Source organism: Bradyrhizobium sp. CB3481 (assembly GCF_029714305.1).
Classification (GTDB): domain Bacteria; phylum Pseudomonadota; class Alphaproteobacteria; order Rhizobiales; family Xanthobacteraceae; genus Bradyrhizobium.
Genome location: NZ_CP121647.1, coordinates 2,064,561 through 2,085,705, shown reverse-complemented (window position 1 = coordinate 2,085,705; position 21,145 = coordinate 2,064,561). Strand labels below are relative to the sequence as shown.

Here is a 21,145-nt window from a genome sequence, read left to right as displayed (position 1 = left end):
CTGCAAGTTTGACGCCCATAAGCGAAGCGGAGGTTTGCCATGCGGCTCGTGATGATAGCAATTTGCCTGACCTTATCGTGCGGATTTGCCGCGGCGCAAACCGACCCAAACAAAGACGTCAACACGACGACCGGGCGCTCGCCGTCCGAAGATAAAGGCCGGTTGCAGCCGCAGAATGCGGCGGGGCCGTCCGAGACGAAATCGGGCGGCGCGCCGGCCGGAAGCCCGCAGGGGGAAAGCCCGCCAGGCATGCAGGCAGCGCCCGAGGGATCGACCAAAGCCGTCGTTGAACCTCCCAAATAGCGCGTGTCTCCGGCGGCCATTCCGCTCCGTCTGAAATGTCGAGAGCCCGGATTGGAGATACTTTGCCGAATGCCTCAAGCGCATCTTCGCCCTGTCGACGCTGATGGACCGATTAGCGGACAGAGACTTCCACTGTGATTCAAAACGTGACATCGATCGACTTTACGCCTTCTGCCTTGGGTCACAAGCCGAAGTCGGTACCCGCCACAGCCGTGGTCCGCTCCACACCTGAAAGCGGTCCATTGCAGCGCTTTGGCCGAGGTCAGCTAAGGGCCGAATAACAATCATTCCGGCATCCCCGCGATCCGGTAAGCCTGCGCCAATCTTCCGATATCTTCCGCCCTGCGAAAGGAGTCCTTGCTCGAATTCGAGAAATTTCCATCATGATAAGTTGTGCTGAAAAATAATTTGGTTGTTGCCCGATGGCGGTCGCCGCCAACGTAGAGGCCTCATCATCGCGGCCGACGAAAAAATTAGCATAGGCCAAGCCGGTCTGAACAACGAAGTTCCGAAGGTTCAACGGGCTCAAGCGCAATGCGAACTCGAATTGCTTGATCGCGGTATCTATCTCACCGAGATAGAGGTGGATCCAACCGCCGCCCCAACGTCGCGCGGCAGCCATATTCGGGTCTAGATTTATCGCGCGCGAGACGAGGGCTGCACCTTCGTCGACTTCACCCACTACGAAAGCCAGCGCAATTCCCGCCCATGCAAGCACCGATGGGTCGTCTTTATCGAGTTCGATCGCCCGCCTCGCGAGCCGCCGGGCCTCAACTATTTCCTCAGAAACAGCATCGATTTTCCAGCCGAAAGCTTTCCTTTGTATATAGCAACGAGCGCCGAGCGCGTACGCTCCGGCGAATTCGGGATCGATGCGCTGGCAATTTTGGCGAGCTTGAACGCTTCAATGTTCGCTTCACGGGCAAACCGATGAACGCAAGCGAGCGCGCGAAAATGGTAGTCGTAGGCCCGAAGGCTTTCGGTCGGCTTGCGCTTTGCGCGCTCAATTTCGGCACATTCAAGCCGAGGGGAGATTGCGCCGATCACGTTCATGGTGACCCGATCCTGCAGATCGAAAATATCGTCGAGCTGGCTGTCAAAACGGTCTGCCCAGAGATGCGCCCCTGTTGCGGCATCGATGAGCTGTCCCGAGATGCGAACGCGATTGCCGGCCTTGCGCACACTGCCTTCGAGCACGTATCGAACGCCAACCTCATGGCCGACCTGCTTGATATCGACGGCCTTGCCTTTGTAGGTAAAGGTGGAGTGTCGCGCGATGACGAAGAGCGATTTTGACCGCGACAATCCGGTAATAATGTCTTCGACCATACCGTCGGCGAAATATTCCTGTTCCGGATCGATGCTCATGTTCTGGAACGGTAGCACCGCGATAGAGGGCTTGTCAGGGAGAGGGAGCGGTTGCGCAGTCTTGCTCGAGAGCTTTGTTACCATTGCCGGGGAAGAGATTGGGGCAATGCGCACGCGCCAGACCCGTATCGGTCCGGCGATATTCTTCAAAGATTGCGAGCCTGTATCCTCAAAGGCGATATGTACCTTGCCACGAATTTGCCGGTGCGCATCGTCGGAAATGCTAAAGCCGCCCGGCTCTGCGATCCCTTCGAGAAGCACCGCAATGTTGACGCCGTCACCAAAGATATCGTTGTCCTGGACAATAATATCGCCGACGTGAATGCCGATGCGTAATTGGATCCGTTTGTCGTGCGGTACATCGGTATTTTTTTCTGCCACGCCGCGTTGGATTTCGTCGGCACATCGGACAGCGTCGACCACGCTGGCGAACTCAACGAGAGCCCCGTCCCCGGTATTCTTGACGATGCGTCCGCGATGATCAGTGATCTTGGGATCGAAAAGCGTCTTTCGAAGAGCTTTCAGTTGCGCGAGCGTGCCCTCTTCGTCCACCCCTATCAAGCGGCAGGAGCCTGCAACATCCGCCGCCAGAATAGCCGCCAGTCGTCGCTCTACGTGCTCACTGCTCATGACGCACCCCCGGACCGGGGAACTGAATGTTCATATAGCACAATTGTTGGTCGACGTCCGGCTGTGCCCATGTCCGAAATGGGGTCAAAAGCCGACGTTGGCCAAGGTACTGTCGATGTCCGCTACGGGCCCAAAAGGCGACTCGCCGACGCTTCAGCACCGCATCAGCTTTCGCCCTAAGAGTGGACATGGGCGGACACGATAGCCACGTCGGCCAGGGGCAAAAAGGCCACTTCCCAATTTGACCTACCGCTCGGTGATGACCTCAAGGCGCATGTTCGTGCGTCGCGCGCCTGGTGGAGGTACTTGCTTAAATTTCCCCCTTGACAAGGCGGTCTTAGACGGCTTGCACAGCAAGGTGCCCCATCGATAGGTATCGCGGGAACCTCCTCAATTTCGACCCTATGGCGTTCCAATCAGCATGATGAAAGTTGAGATATGGGCTCGGCGGCTCGCATGATGGAGCGCCCTGCCAGCGTCGGTAATCGTCTCCTAGCTGCATTGCCGTCGAAAGACCTCGCATTGCTCGCGCCGCATCTCCAGAAGGTATCGCTTGAACAGGATGCCGTGGTAGCGCGATCAGGAGATCGACGCGACCGTGTTTACTTTCCCCATACCGGCGCCATCTCCTTCATGCTCGGCCTGCCGAACGGGGAAACGATTGCAACTGCCCTAATCGGGCGCGAGGGAGCCCTCGGTGCGCTCTCGGTGCTGGGGGAAAACTCCTCCCTGTCGTCCGTGACCGCGGTCGTGCGGGTGGGCGGCGCCGCATCGCAAATCTCCGTGGAGCGTTTTCAAGCAGCCTACCTGGGAAGCGGCGCCATCAGACATATGGTCCAGGCGCACACGAGGTCGATACTCATGCAGTTCCAGCACGTCGCAGCCTGCAATGGGCTGCACCCGGTCGAGGCCCGTATGGCCCGGTGGCTGCTTCACTTGCACGATCGGTCGGAAGGCAACATCCTATCATTGACTCAGGAGACGCTTTCACAGTTGCTCGGGGTGCGACGAACGACCGTGACACTGGAGATTGCCAAACTCCGCGCCTTGGGTGCCATCAGATCAGATCGGCGGGGTTTGATCGAAATCGATAGGGGGCGTCTCAAGCAAGCGTCCTGCGAATGCTACGACGTCATGCGCCGTCAAACCGATCAAATCATCCCCGCATGACGGCCGCGGAGAGAACTGCTGCGCTAGGGGATTTCATTCCGACCTAAGTCGGCTTGGGTCTTGTCTGTGTGAAAACGCGAAGACAGTTAATTGCGATAGAAGTTATTTGTCCAAGACCGTTTTACTCGCTCAACACGCAAACGGGTTCAACTTAGAGCTCGAACTGAAAATATCATTCTTCGTCGCGTTTCGATCTTTGAGTTTTTACACGGCCAGGGTCCAAAAGGCGACTTCGCGGCGCGACCGGTCTACTTCCACGTTTCCTCCAGCAACGCACATCGCTCGCCTGTCTACGCTGGTCCGTTTCCGGCCAGAAGCGGAAATGGGCTGTGGCTTCCTAGTCTGCTGGCCGATCTCATCGTTCGTGTACAGAAACGCACATTCGAGGATCAGGCTGCACGACGAGTGGCGCTTGTACGAGCACGTCTACTACTGGGTTGAACTTCGATCATTTCCGCCGTCGCGTAATTTCGTGGACATAACGCGGTCGGTGAGGCAGTAGTCTGAGGGGAAGGGTGACGCCGACGCGGTATGACCCGACCTTAGCACCTCCGGTCGCGGAGCTTTCACCTGAGTCAGACCTGGCGGCGACATGAAATATCTCGTGGCCTCGCTATTCGCTGCTTTGCAGCTCCTCGGCTTCATCTTTCTCGCTGGTGCCGGCCACGGCTGGCTCGCGGGCGCGTTCAGTTGTCTGCCGTTCGCCCCTATCTCATTCGCCGCTTGGTTCAACGCACTCCGCGCCGAGCCATCACTTTCTATCTCCAACTACCTGCTCGTCGCCGCAGGCCTGGTGCTCGCGGCTACTGCATTGGCAACGCGATCGGAAGGCACGGGCCATTTCTTTGCGTACTGGCGGGTACAAGGTATTTTAGCGGGAGCGATCATTGCTCTCCTCTACTTCAATTGGATATTCGCTTGCGGGCTGACTTGGTGGCGCTATCGCTGCAAGCAGCTTATGATCTAATCGGCCTTCCGTCCGGCGCGTGACCCCTCCTCCTTGCGGCTCGGCAATCTGGATATCTAGACCTACCCTGTCAGCGGTCCGCCCGCGTAGCCACAGCGAGTTCTTGCCCGAGGCCGTTGATATGACCGCTATGGGTCGCAAGCCGCGGTAGGACGAGCGCGGACCGGCGTCCGGTCTGCCTCCGTCAGCCGACATGATAATGGCTTAAACGCTGTTCTGCTTGGGGCCAACAGGCGACCTCGCCGATCCATCAGGGCTAGTCCGCTCCACCCCCATAAGCCGGACATTTGCGCGCTCGCTAGGGAGGTCGGCAACGGGCCAAAAGCCGACTACCGATGAGGATCGCTTTTGCGGGCCGCCATCACCTGCCTCAGCTCACGGCTTGGCCGTTTTGGGAAATATTTCGTCGAGTTGGAACGAATAGATTTCGTCGCCTTGCGCGTCGAAAACCACAATGCCCTCTGGGAGGCTTTCGGCCCCTGCCTTGATGGCGTGGGCCAACAGTTCGCGCAAGGTCATCTCGGCTTCTCGCTTTGCTCTTTCGACGTCTGGCAAGTCCGACCCTTCAGTGTCGACGGTCAAAACGTCGTCTCGTCGAACGCTGAAAAAAAATCTTGGCATCAGGTACTCCCTGATAACCAAAATCAATCGATCCTGTTTAGTTCCTGAGGATGGAACAGTTCCTCATAGTGCAGCCGAATCTCGGCCCTGCACTCACACGAGCGGGCTTCCAGAATTGAAACGTCGTGGATGTGAACTTGGCCGCGTGAGTAGGAGATGGCGCCAGCCTTTTGCAGATTTGAGGCTATTGTGGTCACACTGGTGCGGCGAACACCCATCATCTCCGCCATGAACTCCTGGGTGATCATATAATCCGGGCCGACTAAATCGTATAGTCGCAGCAGCCATCTACAAAGCCTCGGCTCAACTTGGTGGACCGCATTGCACGCGGCCGTTTGCTGCACTTGCGCAGAAAAAAAATGCTCGTAGCGCATAAGCAGCGCGCGCAGATCGGGAAGCTCGTCTGCCAGGCGCCTCAATCGGTCAGCTTCGATAGCCGATCCTTTCCCCGCGATTTGAACCATCACTCCGTTGAGCGAAACCTTGTCGTCTAAGGCTTGGGCGGCGCCCCACTCACCATCCTTGCCAATCATCGCCGTTTCGATGGCATCACCGCCCGGCAGTTTCACCACACACGAGATCGCCCCGCCATAAGGGAAATAGGCCCGATGCACCCTTTCACGCGGGCGAGCGAGTTCGTGTCCGCGCTCCAAATTGACGGCAATCAGAGCCGGCGCGATCTTGCTATAAGTGGATGCGTTTAGCTGATTTAGCAGCAGATTTTCGGACTGCATTCGCGCACCCCTTTTGTATGAGCGAGGCGGGAGCACAATCGGCGATCTCATCACCGATAACTACCGAGAGCCGCGCGGTGATGCGAGACAATCGCTTTGAACAAGATTGGTTCCTTTGCCTGGTAGGCGACGTATCGAAGCGTAGATTACTGGACCGATCGCTTACGGGCCATTTGTCCGCTGCGGGTCATGAGCGCCGTTTCGGCGGCCAAGCCGCCACTTCCGGTTCTACCCTAAGCAGCAGACGTCGTGACCGGCTGTCGGAAGGTCTCTGAAGGTCAAACGCTGAAATGCCGACGGCACTCGAGGAACGCGCCTGCGAGACCCACTAGCCGAAAGTGGCACCTTCGAGCTTTGCAAATCGCCTAGGCGGGGCCTGTTCCTCTCATTGCTGCGGCGCGCCAAACGCTCCGGCGCTGCGACCGTGCTGCCCGAACCAGTCTCACGCGGGCTATCCTGCGAATGATCCCAACGGCGGCATTTGGTGATAGCATGGGGACAGGGAACTGGGGGAGCCAGCATCAATGTCCCCAGACCAGACCAAACGCAAGCTCGCCGCTATTTTTGTCGCCGATATTGCCGGCTACAGCCAGCTAATGGGTGCGGACGACGAAGGCACGCTCGCCCGCCTCAAGGTGCTTCGCAGCGAACTGATTGATCCAAAGAACAAGCGACATCACGGCCGGATCGTGAAAACGACCGGTGACGGAATTCTAATTGAGTTTCCAAGCGTGGTGGACGCCGTGCGCTGCGCGATCGAGCTTCAGCAGGGCATGGTCGAACGTAATGCCGACGTGTCTAGGGACAAGCGCATTGAGTTTCGCGTCGGCATCAACCTTGGGGATGTGATAATCGAAGGCCGCGATCTCTATGGCGACGGCGTGAACATCGCGGCGCGCCTTGAGGCGCTGGCCGAGCCCGGTGGCATATGTATCTCTCAGACGGTCCTCAACCACGCGCGCGATAAAGTGCCTTTCGACGTCGAGGACGCAGGCGAGCAAACGCTGAAGAATATCGCCCGACCGGTCCACGTCTACCGGATCATCATCGATCCCCGCCCGCGCCGCCCTGCGACGCCCAAACCTGAGGTACCGACGCTGGCGTTGCCCGACAAGCCATCTGTCGCCGTGCTGCCATTCACTAATATGAGCGGCGACCCCGAGCAAGAGTTCGTCTCAGACGGGATCGCCGAGGATGTGATCACGGCGCTATCGCGCTATCCCTCGCTGTTCGTGATCGCCCGGAACTCGTCTTTCACCTACAAGGGCCGAAGTGTCGATGTGAAACAGGTCGGACGCGAGCTCGGTGTACGCTATGTACTCGAAGGCAGCGTGCGCAAGGCCGGCAATCGGATCCGCGTCACTGCGCAATTGATAGAGGCGGGAACAAGCAACCATGTGTGGGCCCAGCGCTACGACCGCGATCTCGCTGATATTTTCGCTATGCAGGACGAACTCACTGAAGCGCTGACGACAGCGCTGGCGCCCGCCATTGCAGACGCCGAGCTGCGACGCGCCATGCGCAAACCACCAGGGAGCCTTGATGCCTGGGCGGCCTATCAGCGAGGTCTGTGGCATCTGAGCAAGGCGACCGCAGGCGACGACGAGACCGCGGAGAAATTCTTTAAGCAGGCAATCGACCTCGACTCGAGCTTCAGCGGCGGCTACAGCGCGCTCGCCTTGTACCAGCTGCAGGCGGCTGCGCTCTACCAAAAGCAGGACCTGGCAGACGCGCAACGCTCGGCCGAGGCCCTGGCCCGCCGGGCAGTCGCGCTCGATGGCGCCGATGCGGAAGCCCGTTCATGCCTCGGCTGGGCGCTGCAAGCGCGCGGCGAGGCTGACGGCGCGCTGGCGGAAATTGAACGAGCTCTCTCAATGAGTCCAAATCTGGCGATCGCGCATGGCCATAGAGGCGCGACGCTGATCTTCGCGGAACGACCGAAGGAGGGGCTTGCGGCTCTCGAAACGTGTATCAGACTAGATCCCCGCGACCCGTATCTGGCAGTACGTTTGTTGCACATCGCATGCGGTCTATATTTCAACGGCGAATACGAGGCTTCGGTCAAAGCCGCGAAACGGCTGATCCGGTCGTATCCCGAGTTTCCGATGGTCTACCGCTGGTCCGCTGCGGCGCTCGGCCAGCTCGGGCGTATAACGGAAGCGAAGGAAGAATTGGATAAGGCCATCTCTCACGCACCGGGGGCCTTCGACATGTATGTGCGCAAGAGAGCTCCGTGGTTTCGTCCGGAAGACCACGCTCATCTCGTCGAGGGTTTGCGCAAGGCCGGCTGGAAGGGCTGATGCTGCGTTGAAGCTCAGTCGCTGCCGCCGATTGCCGGCGATTCACAGGCGAATGCCCGATTGAGTGGTTTTCAGCCCTCGGCGCGGGATTTGCGATGTACGCTTTGCCCTCATGAGCCGACATCGTTGACTCGATCCGCTACTTCCGAAAAGGGCCAACAACGGATATCGCAAACTGTTACATCTTCGCTTGATGGGGGCGGAATTTGATGACGGCGATCAGAGCAATCAGAATGAAGATGGCCAGCACAGCGGCCTGCGTGACCGCGAAGGGTGGTTCGGTCTGCATCGGAGCCAACGCATTGAGAGCCGAAACCTTCCCAAAGCTCTGCACGACCAAAACGAAGACGTTAAGATAAAGCGAAACAACAGCGGTGATTACGTAGATCCAGCGCCATGCGCCTACCAGGTGCTCTTTGTACAAAGCAAACAGCGCGACGACCAGGATCACACAAGCCACAATTCCTACACCCAAAGCCGGCGTGAAACCTTGGATGGGAAAAAGAAATCCAGTCAAGCTGGTGAGCGCCGTTGTGAAGAGAAAAAGTGCGGTCGTGACCGGCAATTTGTTCGAGGCAAACATCCCGCCTACAACGATCAGTCCACTTCCGATTGCGACAAGGGTGATAATGAGGTGCAAGATTGTGAAGGCGCCCACCGACATGCCTAGGATCATGGAAAGTCCCCCGTTGTTGGCGTGCAGCGCGTAGCGCGCGACGGAACCAAATCGTCGGGCTCCGATCTAGCGGGGTGTAAGGTGTTTGTCGAATGTCATGTTTGTCTCCTGCTGACCGTAACATTCACTGTGCGGGCACAAGCGCCGGGGCGCCCTGGTCCTTGATCAAGAGCACCAGGAATTTCGCCGGCTGGGTGCCGCTTGCGTTCCGATCGACGACATGAACATCATCCGGGCCTTCAAAGAAGGTCTGTCCTGGTATCAGTGTCACCTGTTGTCCACCCTTCAACTGCATCACGACGGAGCCCTCTAGCACGTAAACAAACGCATGTGCATTGTGTCGGTGGATAGCGCTCGAACCGCCGGGCGCATGCTCAACTGTGATCATCAGAGCTTCTCTGCCGGGATTCTCCGGAAGATCCTTAGACATGAGTGACGTGACCTTAGGCTCCTGAGCCACCGCCGTGCCGATCATGAGGCACAGAAGAACAAGTGCGACGAGCTTGATGGTCATAGTCGCCTCTTTCGTTCGTTGATCGGGACCGCTCGTGACAGACTGGTCGTATCTCCGAATGCGAGATCAGGCTGCTGCCTGTGAACGGCGGAGCCATTCGCCGAAACCGATACGGCCAAGGCGCGCCTCGCCCAGCGGCACGAGCGAGTGCTCGTCAACCCGGCCGCCCCAGTATCGGGCATCGGGATCGCTCACGACGTCGCGCGGGTCGCCAACCGCCGTCAGATAGCGGGCGACGATTTCGTTGAACGGCGCTCGTTCCGGGCCCGCGATCTCCACGATGCCGTTGCGTGGCGGCGCGAGCGCCACATCGGCAACGTTGGCAGCAACGTCATCCGCCGCGATCGGCTGGAACAGGATCGGCGGGAGCTTGACCACGTTTCCATCCGCGCTTGAATCGGCGATGCCGCGGAGGAATTCCAGAAACTGAGTCGAGCGGACGATGGTGTATGGGATGCCGGAGGCCTTGACCAGTTTCTCTTGGGCGACCTTGGCGCGGAAATAACCATTGTCGGTCCGGTCGATTGCGACGATTGACAGTGCGACATGGTGCCGGACGTTCGCTGCGGCTTCCGCCGCGAGCAGGTTGCGACCGGAGATTTCGAAGAATTCCAGCACCGCCTTGTCGTCAAATGAAGGCGAATTGGCGAGATCGATCACCACCTGCGTGCCCGCCAAGGCCTCCTTGAGCCCCTCGCCGGTGATGGTGTTGATACCGCTTTGGGGGGAGGCTGCCACGACCTCATAGCCGCCCTGGCGCAGAATGGCGACGGTCTTCGAGCCGATCAGGCCGGTGCCGCCGATGACAACTATCTTCATGGTTAGCCTCGCTTGTCGTGAGGAAACATTCAATGTCCAATCGTGAGCCGAACGTGGAATGGGGGCCGGCTCTCCTCGAAGTCCAGCCGTCAGCGCGCATTTAGGGGCCGATGCGCGCTGAGGCCGAACACAAGTGTGCTTTTAAGCTGCTTTCCGCTGTTCCTTCTCTGCGATAAACGCAAGTAAGTCAGCATTGACTTGATCTTGAAGTGTAGCGGTAAGACCGTGAGGTGCACCGGGATAGTAGATTTCTTTCGCGCCTTTGATCAGCTTGGCCGATTTTTTGGCAGAGTCCTTCACTGGCACGATCTGATCATCTTCGCCATGCATTACAAGCGTTGGCACATCGAACTTCTTGAGGTCCTCAGTGAAGTCGGTCTCGGAGAAGGCTTTGACGCTATCGTAGGCGTTCTTAAGGCCGGACTGCATGCTCCACAGCCAGAACTGATCTAAGATACCTTGCGAGACCTTGGCGCTCGGTCTGTTCGCGCCATAGAAGGCAATCGCCATGTCTTTGTAGTACTGCGAGCGGTCCTTCATGAGTCCAGCGCGCATCGCGTCAAATACTTCCATCGGCAGCCCATCCGGATTTCCTTCAGTCTTCAACATGAGCGGCGGCACCGCGGCAATGAGGACAGCTTTCTTAACGCGGTCGGTACCATACCGTCCGATGTAGCGCGAAACTTCGCCGCCCCCTGTCGAGTGACCGACAAGTGTAGCCTCACACAGATCGAGCGCTTCGATGAGGGCAGCAAGATCGTCGGCGTAGCCGTTCATGTCGTTGTGCGCCGAAGCCTGGCTTGAACGGCCGTGACCCCGTCTGTCGTGCGCGATGCAGCGGTAGCCGTGCTGCACGAGGAACATCATTTGACCGTCCCAGGCATCTGAACTGAGCGGCCAACCGTGCGAGAACGTGATGACCGGGCCTGCGCCCCAGTCCTTGTAGTAGATTTGAGTGCCATCTTTGGTGGTGATTGTACTCATGACATAGGCTCCTTTCCTGCCTCTTTGAATTCTGCAAGAATGGCTTCTATGAGCGCGGCTTGACCGGCATCACTTCGCCATCACGGCGAGCGCGCTCTTTTCCCTTTTGTTTGAATTTGCAAAAATTACTGTCACAGGAACTTAGATTGCGGCCGGCGTCCGGCGCCGGTGTAGAAGTTCAACGCGTCGCTCGCGCTGTCATGGGACAGCACATATTGCTCTTCGTCGAAGCCGCGTTCCTCGGCGAAGTGGCTGCCTAAACGTAGGCCAACCCAAACTTTCCAGGACATTTTCAGCGCGACATTAAACACGTTTTCAGTGGGACATTCCATCAGCCATGTGAACGGCCGCATCACTTTATGTTAATCGAGGGCGCCGATCTGACAGCCGAAAACTTTTACAGCGTTCATGGCGCGAATGGTCGGAGCAGTGTCGTTGAATCGAAGACGCGCTACACGGCCCATGCATGCACGAGCACAGCTAGCGAAAGGTCTGATTTCCGAGCTGGGTCATTCGCGTCGGGTTGACAGGACCACGGCGATTCCAGTCCCGGTGAACGGACGTTCTCAGGATAGGCGGGCATGTCTCAAAGGTGCCAGGTGCGGACATCCACCATTATTCGGCGCAGTCGTTACGACCGTCCGTCAACACTATCCGATACTCACCTCTTTCCGTAATCCGTGAAAACGTAGTCGCGGTTCTGCACCACCGAGTGGCACGAGAACCCGCACTTCGCGTCGTTTTCCTGCGGCGGATTGTCCGCTGCAGTGGCGGGCTTAAACGCATCGGACGCCGCGTCATAGTTGAACTCGGCCCATCCCCATCCGCCGCTATCCGCGAACCTCTTGCTGTCCTTCAGCATGAAACCAGCATCAAGCTGGGTACCTGGCACCGTTGGCTGACCGGGATATCTCTCTTGTATTTTCGCCTTCCAATGAATTTTCGCCATCTTGGCGCCGTCTGGGAAAGGCTTGCCATTGCCGGGCACGCCTTCCTTATAGGCGTTGATCATTAGCGGATTTCCCACGATCACAGCGATCTTACCTCCGCTCTCGCTGATCGCGATCACTGGCCAGTCCTCGTATCCCCTAAACTCAGAGAACCCGAGGCCATTCGGTACTTGCACAGTGTATTTGTCCTGCGCGGAAATTGCGACGCCAGCCGCCAAAACGGCAATCGACACCGAAATACTGAGACTGATCAGCGTGCTCTTTTTCATTGTCGCATCTCCTAACCCCGTTGTTGGAAATTGCGTCGTCGCATTGTTTTCTCCGAGGCTTAGGGCTGCGCTGCCCATTGCTCACGAAGAACATGATTACAGCATGGATTTGCGCGTTGCGAAATGGGTCCGATGCCATGATGCATATCAGTATTCCTGAACTGTCCACGACGCCCGCTATAGGAGGTCAAAAGCGGAAGTATCAGTGACATAGCCTTGATACTGGGCCGTGCCGCATTTTTCCGGCCTTCCGCCGTCATCGGCGCGTTGGCTTGAGGTATGGCTTGGTGCATACTGTGCAAACGTCGTCTGTTTGCTTGGTAAGAATAAAATTCGCGACTTTGCAGGCGTCGCCTGCGAGACGGCTGACATATGGGCAGGAAGCTCGACATGTCGGACAGCGCGAAGAAGGCATCAGGGTGCGGTGTATTGTTCGCGCTGTCCCTACGGTGGGACTCGCCTTTCGGTCACGTCGGCTCTCGCGCTCGACAACGTCTCGTTGCAAAAGCAGGAGTTGTCATGCACACGAATTCGTCGACGCCGACCCGGCGCAGTGTTCTTTGGATCTCGGCAGCCGGTCAGAAAATGTCGATGCGCAATCTTTGCGGCGGCCGCCTTGGCCGTCGCTGCCGCTGCTGTGGCGTGGGCTCAGGACAAGTGTGGCGCGGCCGCCGAGAGCATCATGCTGGGAGCCGCAGCCAAGCCTCGGGCTTTTGCGAAGGCGCCGAGATGAAGCGAACCGTTACGAACCGATTACAAGAACGATTGCTTGCGCTGCCAAGAGCCAGCCGGGGACAGGACCTCGTGCGTTCAAGGCTATCCGCTCCCGCGCAAGTAGCCACACCGGGTAGCCGCCATCACTGTCAAACATGGATTCACATGTCTTTTGTTACTCGGCTCGCCCGGTTCTCGACGATGAGAGCCCTGTCGACTCGTCCTGTAACCCGGCGATCGTCCCGCAATCTGAGCTCATCCAGAGGCAATTGAAATGACTACGCAAGTGTCACATGCTAGCCCGATCCTGGTGACCGGCGCGGGTGGCGCTGTCGGTTCCATCGGCCGCAATCTCACCGAAATGCTGCTCGCCAAACGGCGCAAGGTGCGCGCCCTGGTGCGCCGCGAGGATGAACGCGCCGAGGCCCTGCGCCAGCTGGGCGCCGAAGTCGTGCAAGGCGACCTGACTGACCTCACCGCGATGCACCGCGCGATCGAAGGTTGCGCGAGTGTCTATTTCGGCATGTCGGTTTCGGCCGATTACCTGACGGCCACGGTCAACACCGCCGCGGTGGCGCGCCATCACGGCGTCGAAGCGTTCGTGAACATGTCTCAGATGACCGTTACGCAGATGAGCATCACCGAGAGCACCGACAGCCCGCAGCACAAGCTGCACTGGCTGGCTGAACAGGCTTTGTCCTGGTCGGGCCTCCCGGTCGTCACCATGCGGCCCACGGTCTTCCTCGAAGGATTCTTCCGCCTTTTCGCTGCTCCGAGCGTGCGGGATGCCGACGAACTGGCGTTGCCAATGGGCGGCGGCAAAACCTCACCGATTTCGGCTGTGGACGTGGCGCGCGCCGTATCGGTCGTCCTCGAGGATCCCATGCCGCACATCGGCCAGATCTACAATCTGACCGGCTTTGAATCGGCCGATCTGGAGCACTACGCGCGCGTGTTCTCAGAGGCGCTGGGTCGGACGATCCACTATCGCGACGTACCACTCTCCGACTGGAGCGAAAAGCTGCTGGGGGCTGGCGTGCCCGCGCACATCGTCAAGCACCTTTCCGTGATGACGGAGCTGAACAAGCAGGGCCGCTACGACCGTATGACCGACGACCTGTTCAAGCTCACCGGCCAGAAGCCGATGAGCATGTACAACTTCATCAAGTTGCATGCCGCTGAATTCACGCGGGATGGAACCGCGGCTTGAGCGGGCCATTCGACGGGGCCTTTTACTTACGAGGCGTTTATCTCAGGCCGTGGCACTGCCGGGAACGAGCGTCAGCATTTCGGGAATTCCGATTTGGCTAAGGCGGAAGGTGCCCAGCGAGCAGATGTTTTCCGCTTCACCCCTGAAGACTGACACAGCGACCATCCTCGGAGCTTAACCTCCGCAGGGTCAGCTCCAACGAAAATTTGTGTGGCGAGAGAAGGGTTAGTAGCTTGGACGTTTGCGTTGGGGAGCCGCACGGGAGCGAACACATAGAGATTGACGTCTGCTTTGGTGAGTTCGCCACGGTTAGTCGAATATAGTAGCGTTCATGCGTCCACGCCGGAATTTTGGAATCCCTAGCTTGTTTTCTTCTGGAGGAGTCTTCTCACTTTTCGCTCTTCACTGAACACCCGGAATTGCTGCATCGGCTTGCAACGTCCGAAATGTGCCCAGCGGGAGACATTCGCCAAGCAATATGCAACGGCAAGATCGAACGCGGCAGCGCCGGCCGCATGGATTCGATTTTCTGAATAGCTTCCGAGCAAAGCGGCTGAAGCAGTCAGGACTCAGCCCTCCGTGGCTGGTCTGCAAGAGCGGATGACGCCCGTCGGCGGCGACGTCCTCACGGTCGCTAACCGTACCGAGTTTTACGATTTACTTTAGCGTTTGCTGCTTCCGCCTTCCGTTGCTCGGCTCTTCCTATCCGCCATGTGATTCAAATACGCCAAGATCAGCCCGAGTTCCTCATCGCTCAGGTCCTCTTCGGCAAAGCTGGGCATCCGCTGCTCGGGCCAGACCCGAACCGAGCGTGGATCTCGGATCAGCGCGCGCAGACCGGCATCGGTGAAGTACTCCGTCGGGTTCATCGGTACATTCAGATCGGGGCCAGCCGACGCGGATCCTACCTGGTTCATCGTATGGCATGTGAAGCATTTGTTGACGAAAATTGTTTGCCCGTCACGCGCCGGATGCAGCGCGGGGAGCGTAGGATCGACCGCGAGTGGGGGCCACCGCTTAGCTGGCGCGTCTTGCACCGACAAACTGACAATTTGGTAGGGCCACATCATGGTTGGGACGGATGACGCTTGATCGCCGATCCATACGACATAGAAGGCGCCTGCGCTCTTATCTTTACCTGGAATTGGTGGCCAGGGCCTGTCGGCGGCTTCGATTGCCATATACGCGACGATGCCATCGTTAGCGTAGACCAGATCGCGAGGGAGTTGCGTCACGAAGCCGTCTTGCGCTACCGCTTCCACCACGGCATCGGACGGAATGGCAACTTCTTCAAGCAACTTCGCGAGCGCCACGGCTCGATACATCCGAGGAGTACCGTATGCAACATCACGCGACGTGGTAATGTCGACGACATCCGTGCGCGCAAGCAGCGCATCCCTATCGAAGATAAGCACGCCGCCATTGGCTGATAACGTCAACGTCGGACCGGCCGCCCAAACCGGTGTCGGCATCGTGAAGGCAACCAGCGAGAAAGCTAAAGTGACAGCGAGCCCGATCATCGTTGTAACGTACCCGAAGCGTCCCTCGAACGCGACAATAGCTGGCCGCTCAATGCGACTGTCGCAGAGTTACACCTATTCTCCTCCAGCAACGAAGCCCAACTCGGCGAAAAATCTCGTCTCGTGTGGGCCACTGCGTAAGGGCTCTTGACCAAAAGCGTGCCGTTCGAGGAGGCAGCCCTCGCTAAATACAAAGAGCAAACAAGGCGTTGTGAACCCTGTTCGCCCTGCTTTGTAGTAGGTTTCTAGACGTCCATACCTTGAACAAAGCAAAGTAAAACTGGAGGATGGGCCAGACACAGAGATCAATTAGATCCTACGGTGCAGTCTGCAGTTTCTCAGCGGGTTAGGTTCGCCTGAGACCGTACGAGGGGGTGTCCCAGGAAGATATTCTCGCTCACCTCGAAGAGACGCTCATGACGGCTCTGTATGAAGAGGGAGACGATCATGATCAAGCTGAAGATTAATGGCCAGGAACTGAACTGGGATGGCGATCCGGATCTCCCGCTGCTGTGGTTTCTGCGGGATGAAGCCGGACTGACGGGCACGAAATACGGTTGCGGCCAGGCTCTGTGCGGCGCCCGCACCGTGATCGTCGACAAGCAGGCGGTGCGCGCCTGCATCACGTCGGTTTCCGATGTAGTCAATCGGGAGGTCACGACGATCGAAGGCCTACATCCGACCGGCGATCACGCGGTTCAGAAGGCCTGGCGTCAATTGAACGTCCCGCAATGCGGCTTTTGCCAGGCCGGCCAGATCATGCAGGCGGCCGCGCTGCTGATCGAAAATCCAAAACCCAATCACGGTCAGATACGCGAAGCGATGGCGGGCAACATCTGCCGCTGCGGCTGCTACCAGCGCATCGAAAATGCAGTTCACCTCGCATCGACGGGGGTTTGATCATGAACATTCTTACCAATCCGAAAAAACTCCGTGGCTTTGAGCGCTACGTCAAGGTCGACAATGTTTCCCGCCGTAGCATCCTGAAGGGCCTCGGCCTCGCCGGCGGTTTCGTGCTGGCCGCGCCCGTGATGTCACGCCCGGCGCTTGCCGCGTACCAGACTGGCGCCGACAAGATGCCGCACGGCACCGTGGTGGATCCGCGCGTGTTCGTCGCGATCGCACCCGATGGCACCGTCACCATCGTCGCACACCGCGCCGAGATGGGAACCGGTGTGCGCACCAGCCTGCCGATGATCGTGGCCGAAGAGATGGAAGCCGACTGGTCGCGCGTTCGCGTCCAGCAGGCACATGGCGACGAGGTCAAATTCGGCAATCAGGACACCGACGGCTCCCGCAGCACGCGTCACTATCTGATGCCGATGCGGCAGATCGGCGCTTCGGCGCGTGCGATGCTGGAGACCGCCGCCGCGAAGCGATGGGGTGTGCCGGCGGCGGAGGTGAAGGCGGTCAACCACGAGGTCGTCCACAGCGCGACCAGCCGCCGCCTTGGCTTTGGTGACCTAGCCGCCGATGCCGCCAAGGAATCGGTCCCCAGCGTCGAAGGCCTGAAGCTGAAAGATCCGAAGGATTTTCGCTATCTGGGCAAAGGCCAGATCAGCATGGTCGACCTGCGGGACATCACGGTCGGCGCCGCGCGTTACGGCGCCGACGTTCGCCTGCCCGGCATGAAATACGCCGTGATTGCCCGGCCGCCGGTGACCGGCGGCAAGGTCGCCTCGTTTGACGGTGCTGATGCGATGAAGGTCTCCGGCGTCGAGAAGGTGATGGAGGTCAAGGGTTGGCCGTGGCCTTCGAAATTCCAGCCACTCGGCGGCGTCGCAGTAATCGCGCGCAACACCGGCGCCGCGATCAAGGGCCGCGACGCGCTCAAGATCGTCTGGGACGACGGCCCCAACGGCAAATACGAGTCTGTCGCCTACCGGACCGAGCTGGAGGAAGCGGCACGCAAGCCCGGTCTCGTGGTGCGCAAGGAAGGCGACGTCGAAGCCGCCTTGAAGGGCGCCGACAAGGTGATCGTCGGCGAATATTATCTGCCGCACCTCGCCCATGTCGCCATGGAGCCGCCGGTGGCGGTCGCCGACGTCAAGGGCGACAAGGCGGAGATCTGGGGCCCGGTGCAAAGCGCGGGCGGAACGCGCGAGGACGTCGCCAAGACGCTCGGCATTCCCGAAGCAAACGTCACCGTCAATGTCACGCTGCTCGGCGGCGGCTTCGGGCGCAAGTCGAAATGCGACTATGCCATCGAGGCGGCCCTGCTCTCCAAGGAGCTCGGCGCGCCCGTCAAGGTGCAATGGACGCGGGAAGACGACATTCGCAACGGCTTCCTGCACACCGTCTCGGTCGAACGCATCGAGGCCGGCCTCGACAAGAGCGGCAAGGTGACGGCCTGGCGGCATCGCAGCGTCGCGCCGAGCATCGCCTCGACATTTGCGGCCGGAACGAAAAATCAGGCGCCGTTCGAGCTCGGCATGGGGCTGGTCGACATGCCCTTCGAGATCGCCAACGTGCAGTGCGAAAATCCGGAGGCGGCAGCGCATACCCGCATCGGCTGGTTCCGCTCGGTGTCGAACATCCCGCGCGCCTTCGCGGTGCAGTCCATGGTCGGCGAAATCGCCCATGCCACCGGCCGCGATCAAAAGGAAATGCTGCTCGAGCTGATCGGCACCCCGCGCATCCTCAAGCTCGATTCCGTCAAAGACCTCTGGAACTACGGCGAGCCCTATGACAGCTATCCGATCGACACCGCGCGGCTGCGCAAGGTCGTCGAGCTGGTCGCCGACAAGGGCGGCTGGGGCCGGTCTGTCCCCAAGGGGCACGGGCTCGGCATTGCCGCGCATCGCAGCTTCGTCAGCTATATCGCGACGATCGTCGAGGTCGCCGTCGACGACAAGGGCAAGCTGACTGTGCCGCGGGTCGATACCGCCATCGATTGCGGAACCTATGTCAATCCGGAGCGGATCCAGTCGCAGATCGAGGGTGCAGCCATCATGGGCCTCAGCCTCGTCAAGCACGGCGCGATCACCTTCAAGGACGGCAAGGTGCAGCAGGGCAATTACGACGACTTCCCTGTCATCCGGATCGACGAGGCGCCGGCCGTGACCAACGTCTACATCGTGCCTGCCGGCCCTGATACGCCGCCGAGCGGCGTCGGCGAGCCGGGGGTGCCGCCCTTTGCGCCGGCGCTGATCAACGCGATCTTCGCCGCGACCGGCAAGCGCATCCGCGCACTGCCGATCGGCAAGCAGTTGGAGGCGTAGGGGAACGTTAGATCGAACGGGCCGTTTTCCTTGATCTGAGAGGAGTTCAGATCAATGAAACCCAACCCAACGGCGCTCGCGTTATCGCTATTGGCGGGCGCCCTTCTTTTGAACGCACAGGCGGCGAGCGCGCAGGCAAACCCGCCGCCTGCCACCGCCACACGGCCGGCCAAGAATCCTGCCGAGCAAAGCTCCATGCCCAGTAACGCACCGCCGGCCACGACGACCCAGACCACGGGGCAAGCCAGCCGCGATCCGACGGTGAAGAAGATGAATGAGGACGAGAAAGCGAAGGTCGAGACCAAGGGCAAATAGAAACAGAAGCGGCGGACCTTTCAGTCCGCCGCTTCTCTCGTCGAGGCTTTACCCGCGACTATTTTTTGACGGCGAATACCCAAACCACGCCGCCCTGCGGCACGTTGTTTTCCACCCCGACGTTCTGGGTGGCAAGTGCATCCTGGATGCGTTGCGCGTCGACGCCCCAGCCGGACTGGATCGCAATGTATTGCGTGCCATCGACCTCATAGGAAACCGGCATGCCCATAATGCCGGAGTTGGTCTTCTGCTCCCACAATAGTTCGCCGCTCTTGGCGTCGAAGGCGCGGAAGTAGCGATCATTGGTCCCACCGACAAAGACGAGATCGCCCGCGGTCGCCAGTACCGAACCAAACAATTGCGACTTCGGGAAGTTGTGCGACCAGACTTTCTTGCCGGTTGCGGGATCCCAGGCCTGTAGTTCGCCGATGTGTTTGGCGCCGGGACGGAGCGTCAGACCGATGTCCTCAGGCTTGGTGCCAAGCCAGAGCTGGCCTGGAACCAGCGGCACCTTCTCGCCAGAGAAGCCGCCGCAGGTGTTCTCGTTGGCCGGCACATAGACATATTTCGTCTTCTGGCTGTAGGCCGCCGACGGCCAGTCCTTGCCACCCCACAGTGACGGGCAGAACTCGACCCGCTTGCCGACCACCGGCTTGTGCGCGGGGTCGACAATCGGCTTGCCGGTCTCGGGCTCAATGCCTTTCCAGACATCGGTGGAAACAAAGGGCCAGCCGGCTACGTAGCTGATCTTGTCCGCCTTGCGCTCCAAGACCCAGAAGATCGCGTTCCGTCCCGGATGGATTAAGCTCTTGATGGTCCGGCCATCCCTTTGCAGATCGACCAGTATCGGCGCCTCCACCTCGTCCCAATCCCAGGAGTCGTTCTGATGGTACTGGAAATGTGTCTTGATCTTGCCAGTCTCGGGATCGAGGCCGAGCACGGAACTCGTGTAGAGGTTGTCGCCGGGGTGAGCGTCTCCGGGCCATGGCGCAGCATTACCAACGCCCCAATAAATGGTCTTGGTGTCCTTGTCGTAATTGCCGGTCATCCATGCGGATCCGCCGCCAGTCTTCCAGTCGTCGCCGGTCCATGTCTCATGGCCTGGTTCGCCGGGGGCGGGGATCGTGAAAGTGCGCCACAACTCCTTGCCGCTATTGGCGTCATACGCGACGACATAGCCCCGGACGCCGAGTTCGCCGCCAGAGCCGCCGACGATGACCTTTCCGTCGATGACCAGCGGCATCAACGTCAGGTATTGCCCCTTCCTGTAGTCCTGCACTTTCGTATCCCAGAGAACCTTGCCGGTTTTGGCATCGAGAGCAACCACGTGATCATCGGTCGTGGCGAGATAGAGCTTGTCCTGCCACAAGCCGACGCCGCGGTTGGTCGGATGCAGCTGAAACAAATCTTCCGGTAGCTGCCACTTGTAGCGCCAATATTCTTCGCCGGTCTTGGCATCCAGCGCGATCACCTGGCCCATCGGTGTGGTGACGAACATCACACCGTTGTTGACGATCGGCGGCGCCTCATGGCCCTCGATCACGCCGGTGGAGAAGGTCCACACGGGGCTGAGATTCTTGACGTTGGAGCTATTGATCTGCTCGAGCGGACTATAGCCCTGCCCGTCATAGGTCCGCCGATATAGCATCCAGTTGCCGGGTTCGGGATTTTCCAAGCGGGCTTGCGTCACCGGGCTGTAATTTTCGATCGGACCGGCGACAGCGGCGATTGAGATAAGGGTTGTGCATGCAACACATCCCGATAATAGCCATTGCTTTCTGGTCATGGACGTCATCTCCCTAGCTCTTTCTCTCTGCACACCCTTGGTGGTGCGATCATCTGGGGCATGGGAATCCGATG

The 21,145-nt window shown here is 59.2% G+C and carries 20 protein-coding genes; 8 read left to right on the top strand and 12 right to left on the bottom strand.

Going from position 1 to position 21,145, the window contains the following annotated elements:
* Positions 1-39 precede the first annotated feature (39 nt).
* On the top strand, positions 40-303 hold the full coding sequence (locus QA643_RS10025; protein WP_283033016.1) for a hypothetical protein: 264 nt from the start codon (positions 40-42) through the stop codon (positions 301-303).
* 262 nt (positions 304-565) lie between these two features.
* On the opposite strand, the gene QA643_RS10020 is transcribed toward QA643_RS10025, so the two are convergent.
* Both QA643_RS10020 and QA643_RS10015 read right to left on the bottom strand, forming a co-directional pair.
* Positions 566-985 (bottom strand): tetratricopeptide repeat protein, encoded by a 420-nt coding sequence (locus QA643_RS10020; protein WP_283035115.1) that lies wholly within the window; start codon positions 983-985, stop codon positions 566-568.
* A gap of 92 nt (positions 986-1,077) precedes the next feature.
* Complete coding sequence (locus QA643_RS10015; protein ID WP_283033015.1) at positions 1,078-2,301, bottom strand: adenylate/guanylate cyclase domain-containing protein; 1,224 nt, start codon at positions 2,299-2,301, stop codon at positions 1,078-1,080.
* A gap of 459 nt (positions 2,302-2,760) precedes the next feature.
* Between QA643_RS10015 and QA643_RS10010 the strand changes: the two genes are divergently transcribed.
* Together QA643_RS10010 and QA643_RS10005 are read left to right on the top strand one after the other, a co-directional pair.
* Complete coding sequence (locus QA643_RS10010) at positions 2,761-3,471, top strand: Crp/Fnr family transcriptional regulator (protein WP_283034760.1); 711 nt, start codon at positions 2,761-2,763, stop codon at positions 3,469-3,471.
* A 592-nt stretch (positions 3,472-4,063) separates the two neighbouring features.
* Entirely contained in the window at positions 4,064-4,438 is a 375-nt protein-coding gene (locus tag QA643_RS10005; RefSeq protein WP_283033014.1) for a hypothetical protein, read from the top strand.
* Between the two features lie 375 nt (positions 4,439-4,813).
* On the opposite strand, the gene QA643_RS10000 is transcribed toward QA643_RS10005, so the two are convergent.
* Both QA643_RS10000 and QA643_RS09995 read right to left on the bottom strand, forming a co-directional pair.
* The gene (locus QA643_RS10000; RefSeq protein WP_283033013.1) at positions 4,814-5,020 is read right to left on the bottom strand and encodes a hypothetical protein; all 207 of its coding nucleotides are present in this window, start codon (positions 5,018-5,020) and stop codon (positions 4,814-4,816) included.
* A gap of 62 nt (positions 5,021-5,082) precedes the next feature.
* Positions 5,083-5,793: a Crp/Fnr family transcriptional regulator gene (locus QA643_RS09995; RefSeq protein WP_283033011.1), complete on the bottom strand. Its 711-nt coding sequence runs from the start codon at positions 5,791-5,793 to the stop codon at positions 5,083-5,085.
* Positions 5,794-6,317: 524 nt separating this feature from the next.
* On the opposite strand from QA643_RS09995, the gene QA643_RS09990 reads away from it, so the two are divergent.
* Positions 6,318-8,093 (top strand): adenylate/guanylate cyclase domain-containing protein, encoded by a 1,776-nt coding sequence (locus QA643_RS09990; protein WP_283033010.1) that lies wholly within the window; start codon positions 6,318-6,320, stop codon positions 8,091-8,093.
* Between the two features lie 178 nt (positions 8,094-8,271).
* On the opposite strand, the gene QA643_RS09985 is transcribed toward QA643_RS09990, so the two are convergent.
* The 6 genes from QA643_RS09985 to QA643_RS09960 form a co-directional block, all read right to left on the bottom strand.
* Positions 8,272-8,769: a hypothetical protein gene (locus QA643_RS09985; RefSeq protein WP_283033009.1), complete on the bottom strand. Its 498-nt coding sequence runs from the start codon at positions 8,767-8,769 to the stop codon at positions 8,272-8,274.
* 124 nt (positions 8,770-8,893) lie between these two features.
* Positions 8,894-9,283, bottom strand: coding sequence for a cupin domain-containing protein (locus QA643_RS09980; RefSeq protein ID WP_283033008.1), 390 nt, complete (start codon positions 9,281-9,283; stop codon positions 8,894-8,896).
* Between the two features lie 66 nt (positions 9,284-9,349).
* Positions 9,350-10,102 carry an SDR family oxidoreductase gene (locus QA643_RS09975; RefSeq protein ID WP_283033007.1) on the bottom strand — a complete coding sequence of 251 codons (753 nt, stop codon included), beginning with the start codon at positions 10,100-10,102 and terminating at the stop codon, positions 9,350-9,352.
* 141 nt (positions 10,103-10,243) lie between these two features.
* Positions 10,244-11,086, bottom strand: a complete 843-nt coding sequence (locus QA643_RS09970) for an alpha/beta hydrolase (RefSeq protein ID WP_283033006.1) — start codon at positions 11,084-11,086, stop codon at positions 10,244-10,246.
* A 131-nt stretch (positions 11,087-11,217) separates the two neighbouring features.
* Positions 11,218-11,439: a hypothetical protein gene (locus QA643_RS09965; protein WP_283033005.1), complete on the bottom strand. Its 222-nt coding sequence runs from the start codon at positions 11,437-11,439 to the stop codon at positions 11,218-11,220.
* A 308-nt stretch (positions 11,440-11,747) separates the two neighbouring features.
* The gene (locus QA643_RS09960; RefSeq protein WP_283033004.1) at positions 11,748-12,305 is read right to left on the bottom strand and encodes a cytochrome P460 family protein; all 558 of its coding nucleotides are present in this window, start codon (positions 12,303-12,305) and stop codon (positions 11,748-11,750) included.
* Positions 12,306-13,293: 988 nt separating this feature from the next.
* On the opposite strand from QA643_RS09960, the gene QA643_RS09955 reads away from it, so the two are divergent.
* A complete protein-coding gene (locus QA643_RS09955; RefSeq protein ID WP_283033003.1) occupies positions 13,294-14,229 on the top strand; it encodes an NAD(P)H-binding protein in 936 nt (311 codons plus the stop codon).
* A 662-nt stretch (positions 14,230-14,891) separates the two neighbouring features.
* Here the strand turns inward: QA643_RS09955 and QA643_RS09950 are convergent.
* Positions 14,892-15,749: a cytochrome c gene (locus QA643_RS09950; protein ID WP_283033002.1), complete on the bottom strand. Its 858-nt coding sequence runs from the start codon at positions 15,747-15,749 to the stop codon at positions 14,892-14,894.
* Positions 15,750-16,196: 447 nt separating this feature from the next.
* Between QA643_RS09950 and QA643_RS09945 the strand changes: the two genes are divergently transcribed.
* The 3 genes from QA643_RS09945 to QA643_RS09935 are packed head-to-tail and all read left to right on the top strand — an operon-like array spanning position 16,197 to position 19,285.
* Positions 16,197-16,649, top strand: a complete 453-nt coding sequence (locus QA643_RS09945) for a (2Fe-2S)-binding protein (protein ID WP_283033001.1) — start codon at positions 16,197-16,199, stop codon at positions 16,647-16,649.
* Between the two features lie 2 nt (positions 16,650-16,651).
* Positions 16,652-18,970 carry a molybdopterin cofactor-binding domain-containing protein gene (locus QA643_RS09940; RefSeq protein WP_283033000.1) on the top strand — a complete coding sequence of 773 codons (2,319 nt, stop codon included), beginning with the start codon at positions 16,652-16,654 and terminating at the stop codon, positions 18,968-18,970.
* Positions 18,971-19,024: 54 nt separating this feature from the next.
* Complete coding sequence (locus QA643_RS09935) at positions 19,025-19,285, top strand: hypothetical protein (protein ID WP_283032999.1); 261 nt, start codon at positions 19,025-19,027, stop codon at positions 19,283-19,285.
* Between the two features lie 58 nt (positions 19,286-19,343).
* Here the strand turns inward: QA643_RS09935 and QA643_RS09930 are convergent, their stop codons facing one another.
* Entirely contained in the window at positions 19,344-21,071 is a 1,728-nt protein-coding gene (locus QA643_RS09930) for a methanol/ethanol family PQQ-dependent dehydrogenase (protein ID WP_283032998.1), read from the bottom strand.
* Positions 21,072-21,145 lie beyond the last annotated feature (74 nt).

What these genes read in the sequence shown, in the direction of transcription:
- QA643_RS10025 (WP_283033016.1), top strand. Translation starts at nt 40, where the DNA reads ATGCGGCTCGTGATGATAGCAATTTGCCTGACCTTATCGTGCGGATTT.
- QA643_RS10015 (WP_283033015.1), bottom strand. Translation starts at nt 2,301, where the DNA reads ATGAGCAGTGAGCACGTAGAGCGACGACTGGCGGCTATTCTGGCGGCG.
- QA643_RS10010 (WP_283034760.1), top strand. Translation starts at nt 2,761, where the DNA reads ATGGAGCGCCCTGCCAGCGTCGGTAATCGTCTCCTAGCTGCATTGCCG.
- QA643_RS10005 (WP_283033014.1), top strand. Translation starts at nt 4,064, where the DNA reads ATGAAATATCTCGTGGCCTCGCTATTCGCTGCTTTGCAGCTCCTCGGC.
- QA643_RS09995 (WP_283033011.1), bottom strand. Translation starts at nt 5,793, where the DNA reads ATGCAGTCCGAAAATCTGCTGCTAAATCAGCTAAACGCATCCACTTAT.
- QA643_RS09990 (WP_283033010.1), top strand. Translation starts at nt 6,318, where the DNA reads ATGTCCCCAGACCAGACCAAACGCAAGCTCGCCGCTATTTTTGTCGCC.
- QA643_RS09985 (WP_283033009.1), bottom strand. Translation starts at nt 8,769, where the DNA reads ATGATCCTAGGCATGTCGGTGGGCGCCTTCACAATCTTGCACCTCATT.
- QA643_RS09980 (WP_283033008.1), bottom strand. Translation starts at nt 9,283, where the DNA reads ATGACCATCAAGCTCGTCGCACTTGTTCTTCTGTGCCTCATGATCGGC.
- QA643_RS09975 (WP_283033007.1), bottom strand. Translation starts at nt 10,102, where the DNA reads ATGAAGATAGTTGTCATCGGCGGCACCGGCCTGATCGGCTCGAAGACC.
- QA643_RS09970 (WP_283033006.1), bottom strand. Translation starts at nt 11,086, where the DNA reads ATGAGTACAATCACCACCAAAGATGGCACTCAAATCTACTACAAGGAC.
- QA643_RS09965 (WP_283033005.1), bottom strand. Translation starts at nt 11,439, where the DNA reads ATGCGGCCGTTCACATGGCTGATGGAATGTCCCACTGAAAACGTGTTT.
- QA643_RS09960 (WP_283033004.1), bottom strand. Translation starts at nt 12,305, where the DNA reads ATGAAAAAGAGCACGCTGATCAGTCTCAGTATTTCGGTGTCGATTGCC.
- QA643_RS09955 (WP_283033003.1), top strand. Translation starts at nt 13,294, where the DNA reads ATGACTACGCAAGTGTCACATGCTAGCCCGATCCTGGTGACCGGCGCG.
- QA643_RS09950 (WP_283033002.1), bottom strand. Translation starts at nt 15,749, where the DNA reads ATGATCGGGCTCGCTGTCACTTTAGCTTTCTCGCTGGTTGCCTTCACG.
- QA643_RS09945 (WP_283033001.1), top strand. Translation starts at nt 16,197, where the DNA reads ATGATCAAGCTGAAGATTAATGGCCAGGAACTGAACTGGGATGGCGAT.
- QA643_RS09940 (WP_283033000.1), top strand. Translation starts at nt 16,652, where the DNA reads ATGAACATTCTTACCAATCCGAAAAAACTCCGTGGCTTTGAGCGCTAC.
- QA643_RS09935 (WP_283032999.1), top strand. Translation starts at nt 19,025, where the DNA reads ATGAAACCCAACCCAACGGCGCTCGCGTTATCGCTATTGGCGGGCGCC.
- QA643_RS09930 (WP_283032998.1), bottom strand. Translation starts at nt 21,071, where the DNA reads ATGACCAGAAAGCAATGGCTATTATCGGGATGTGTTGCATGCACAACC.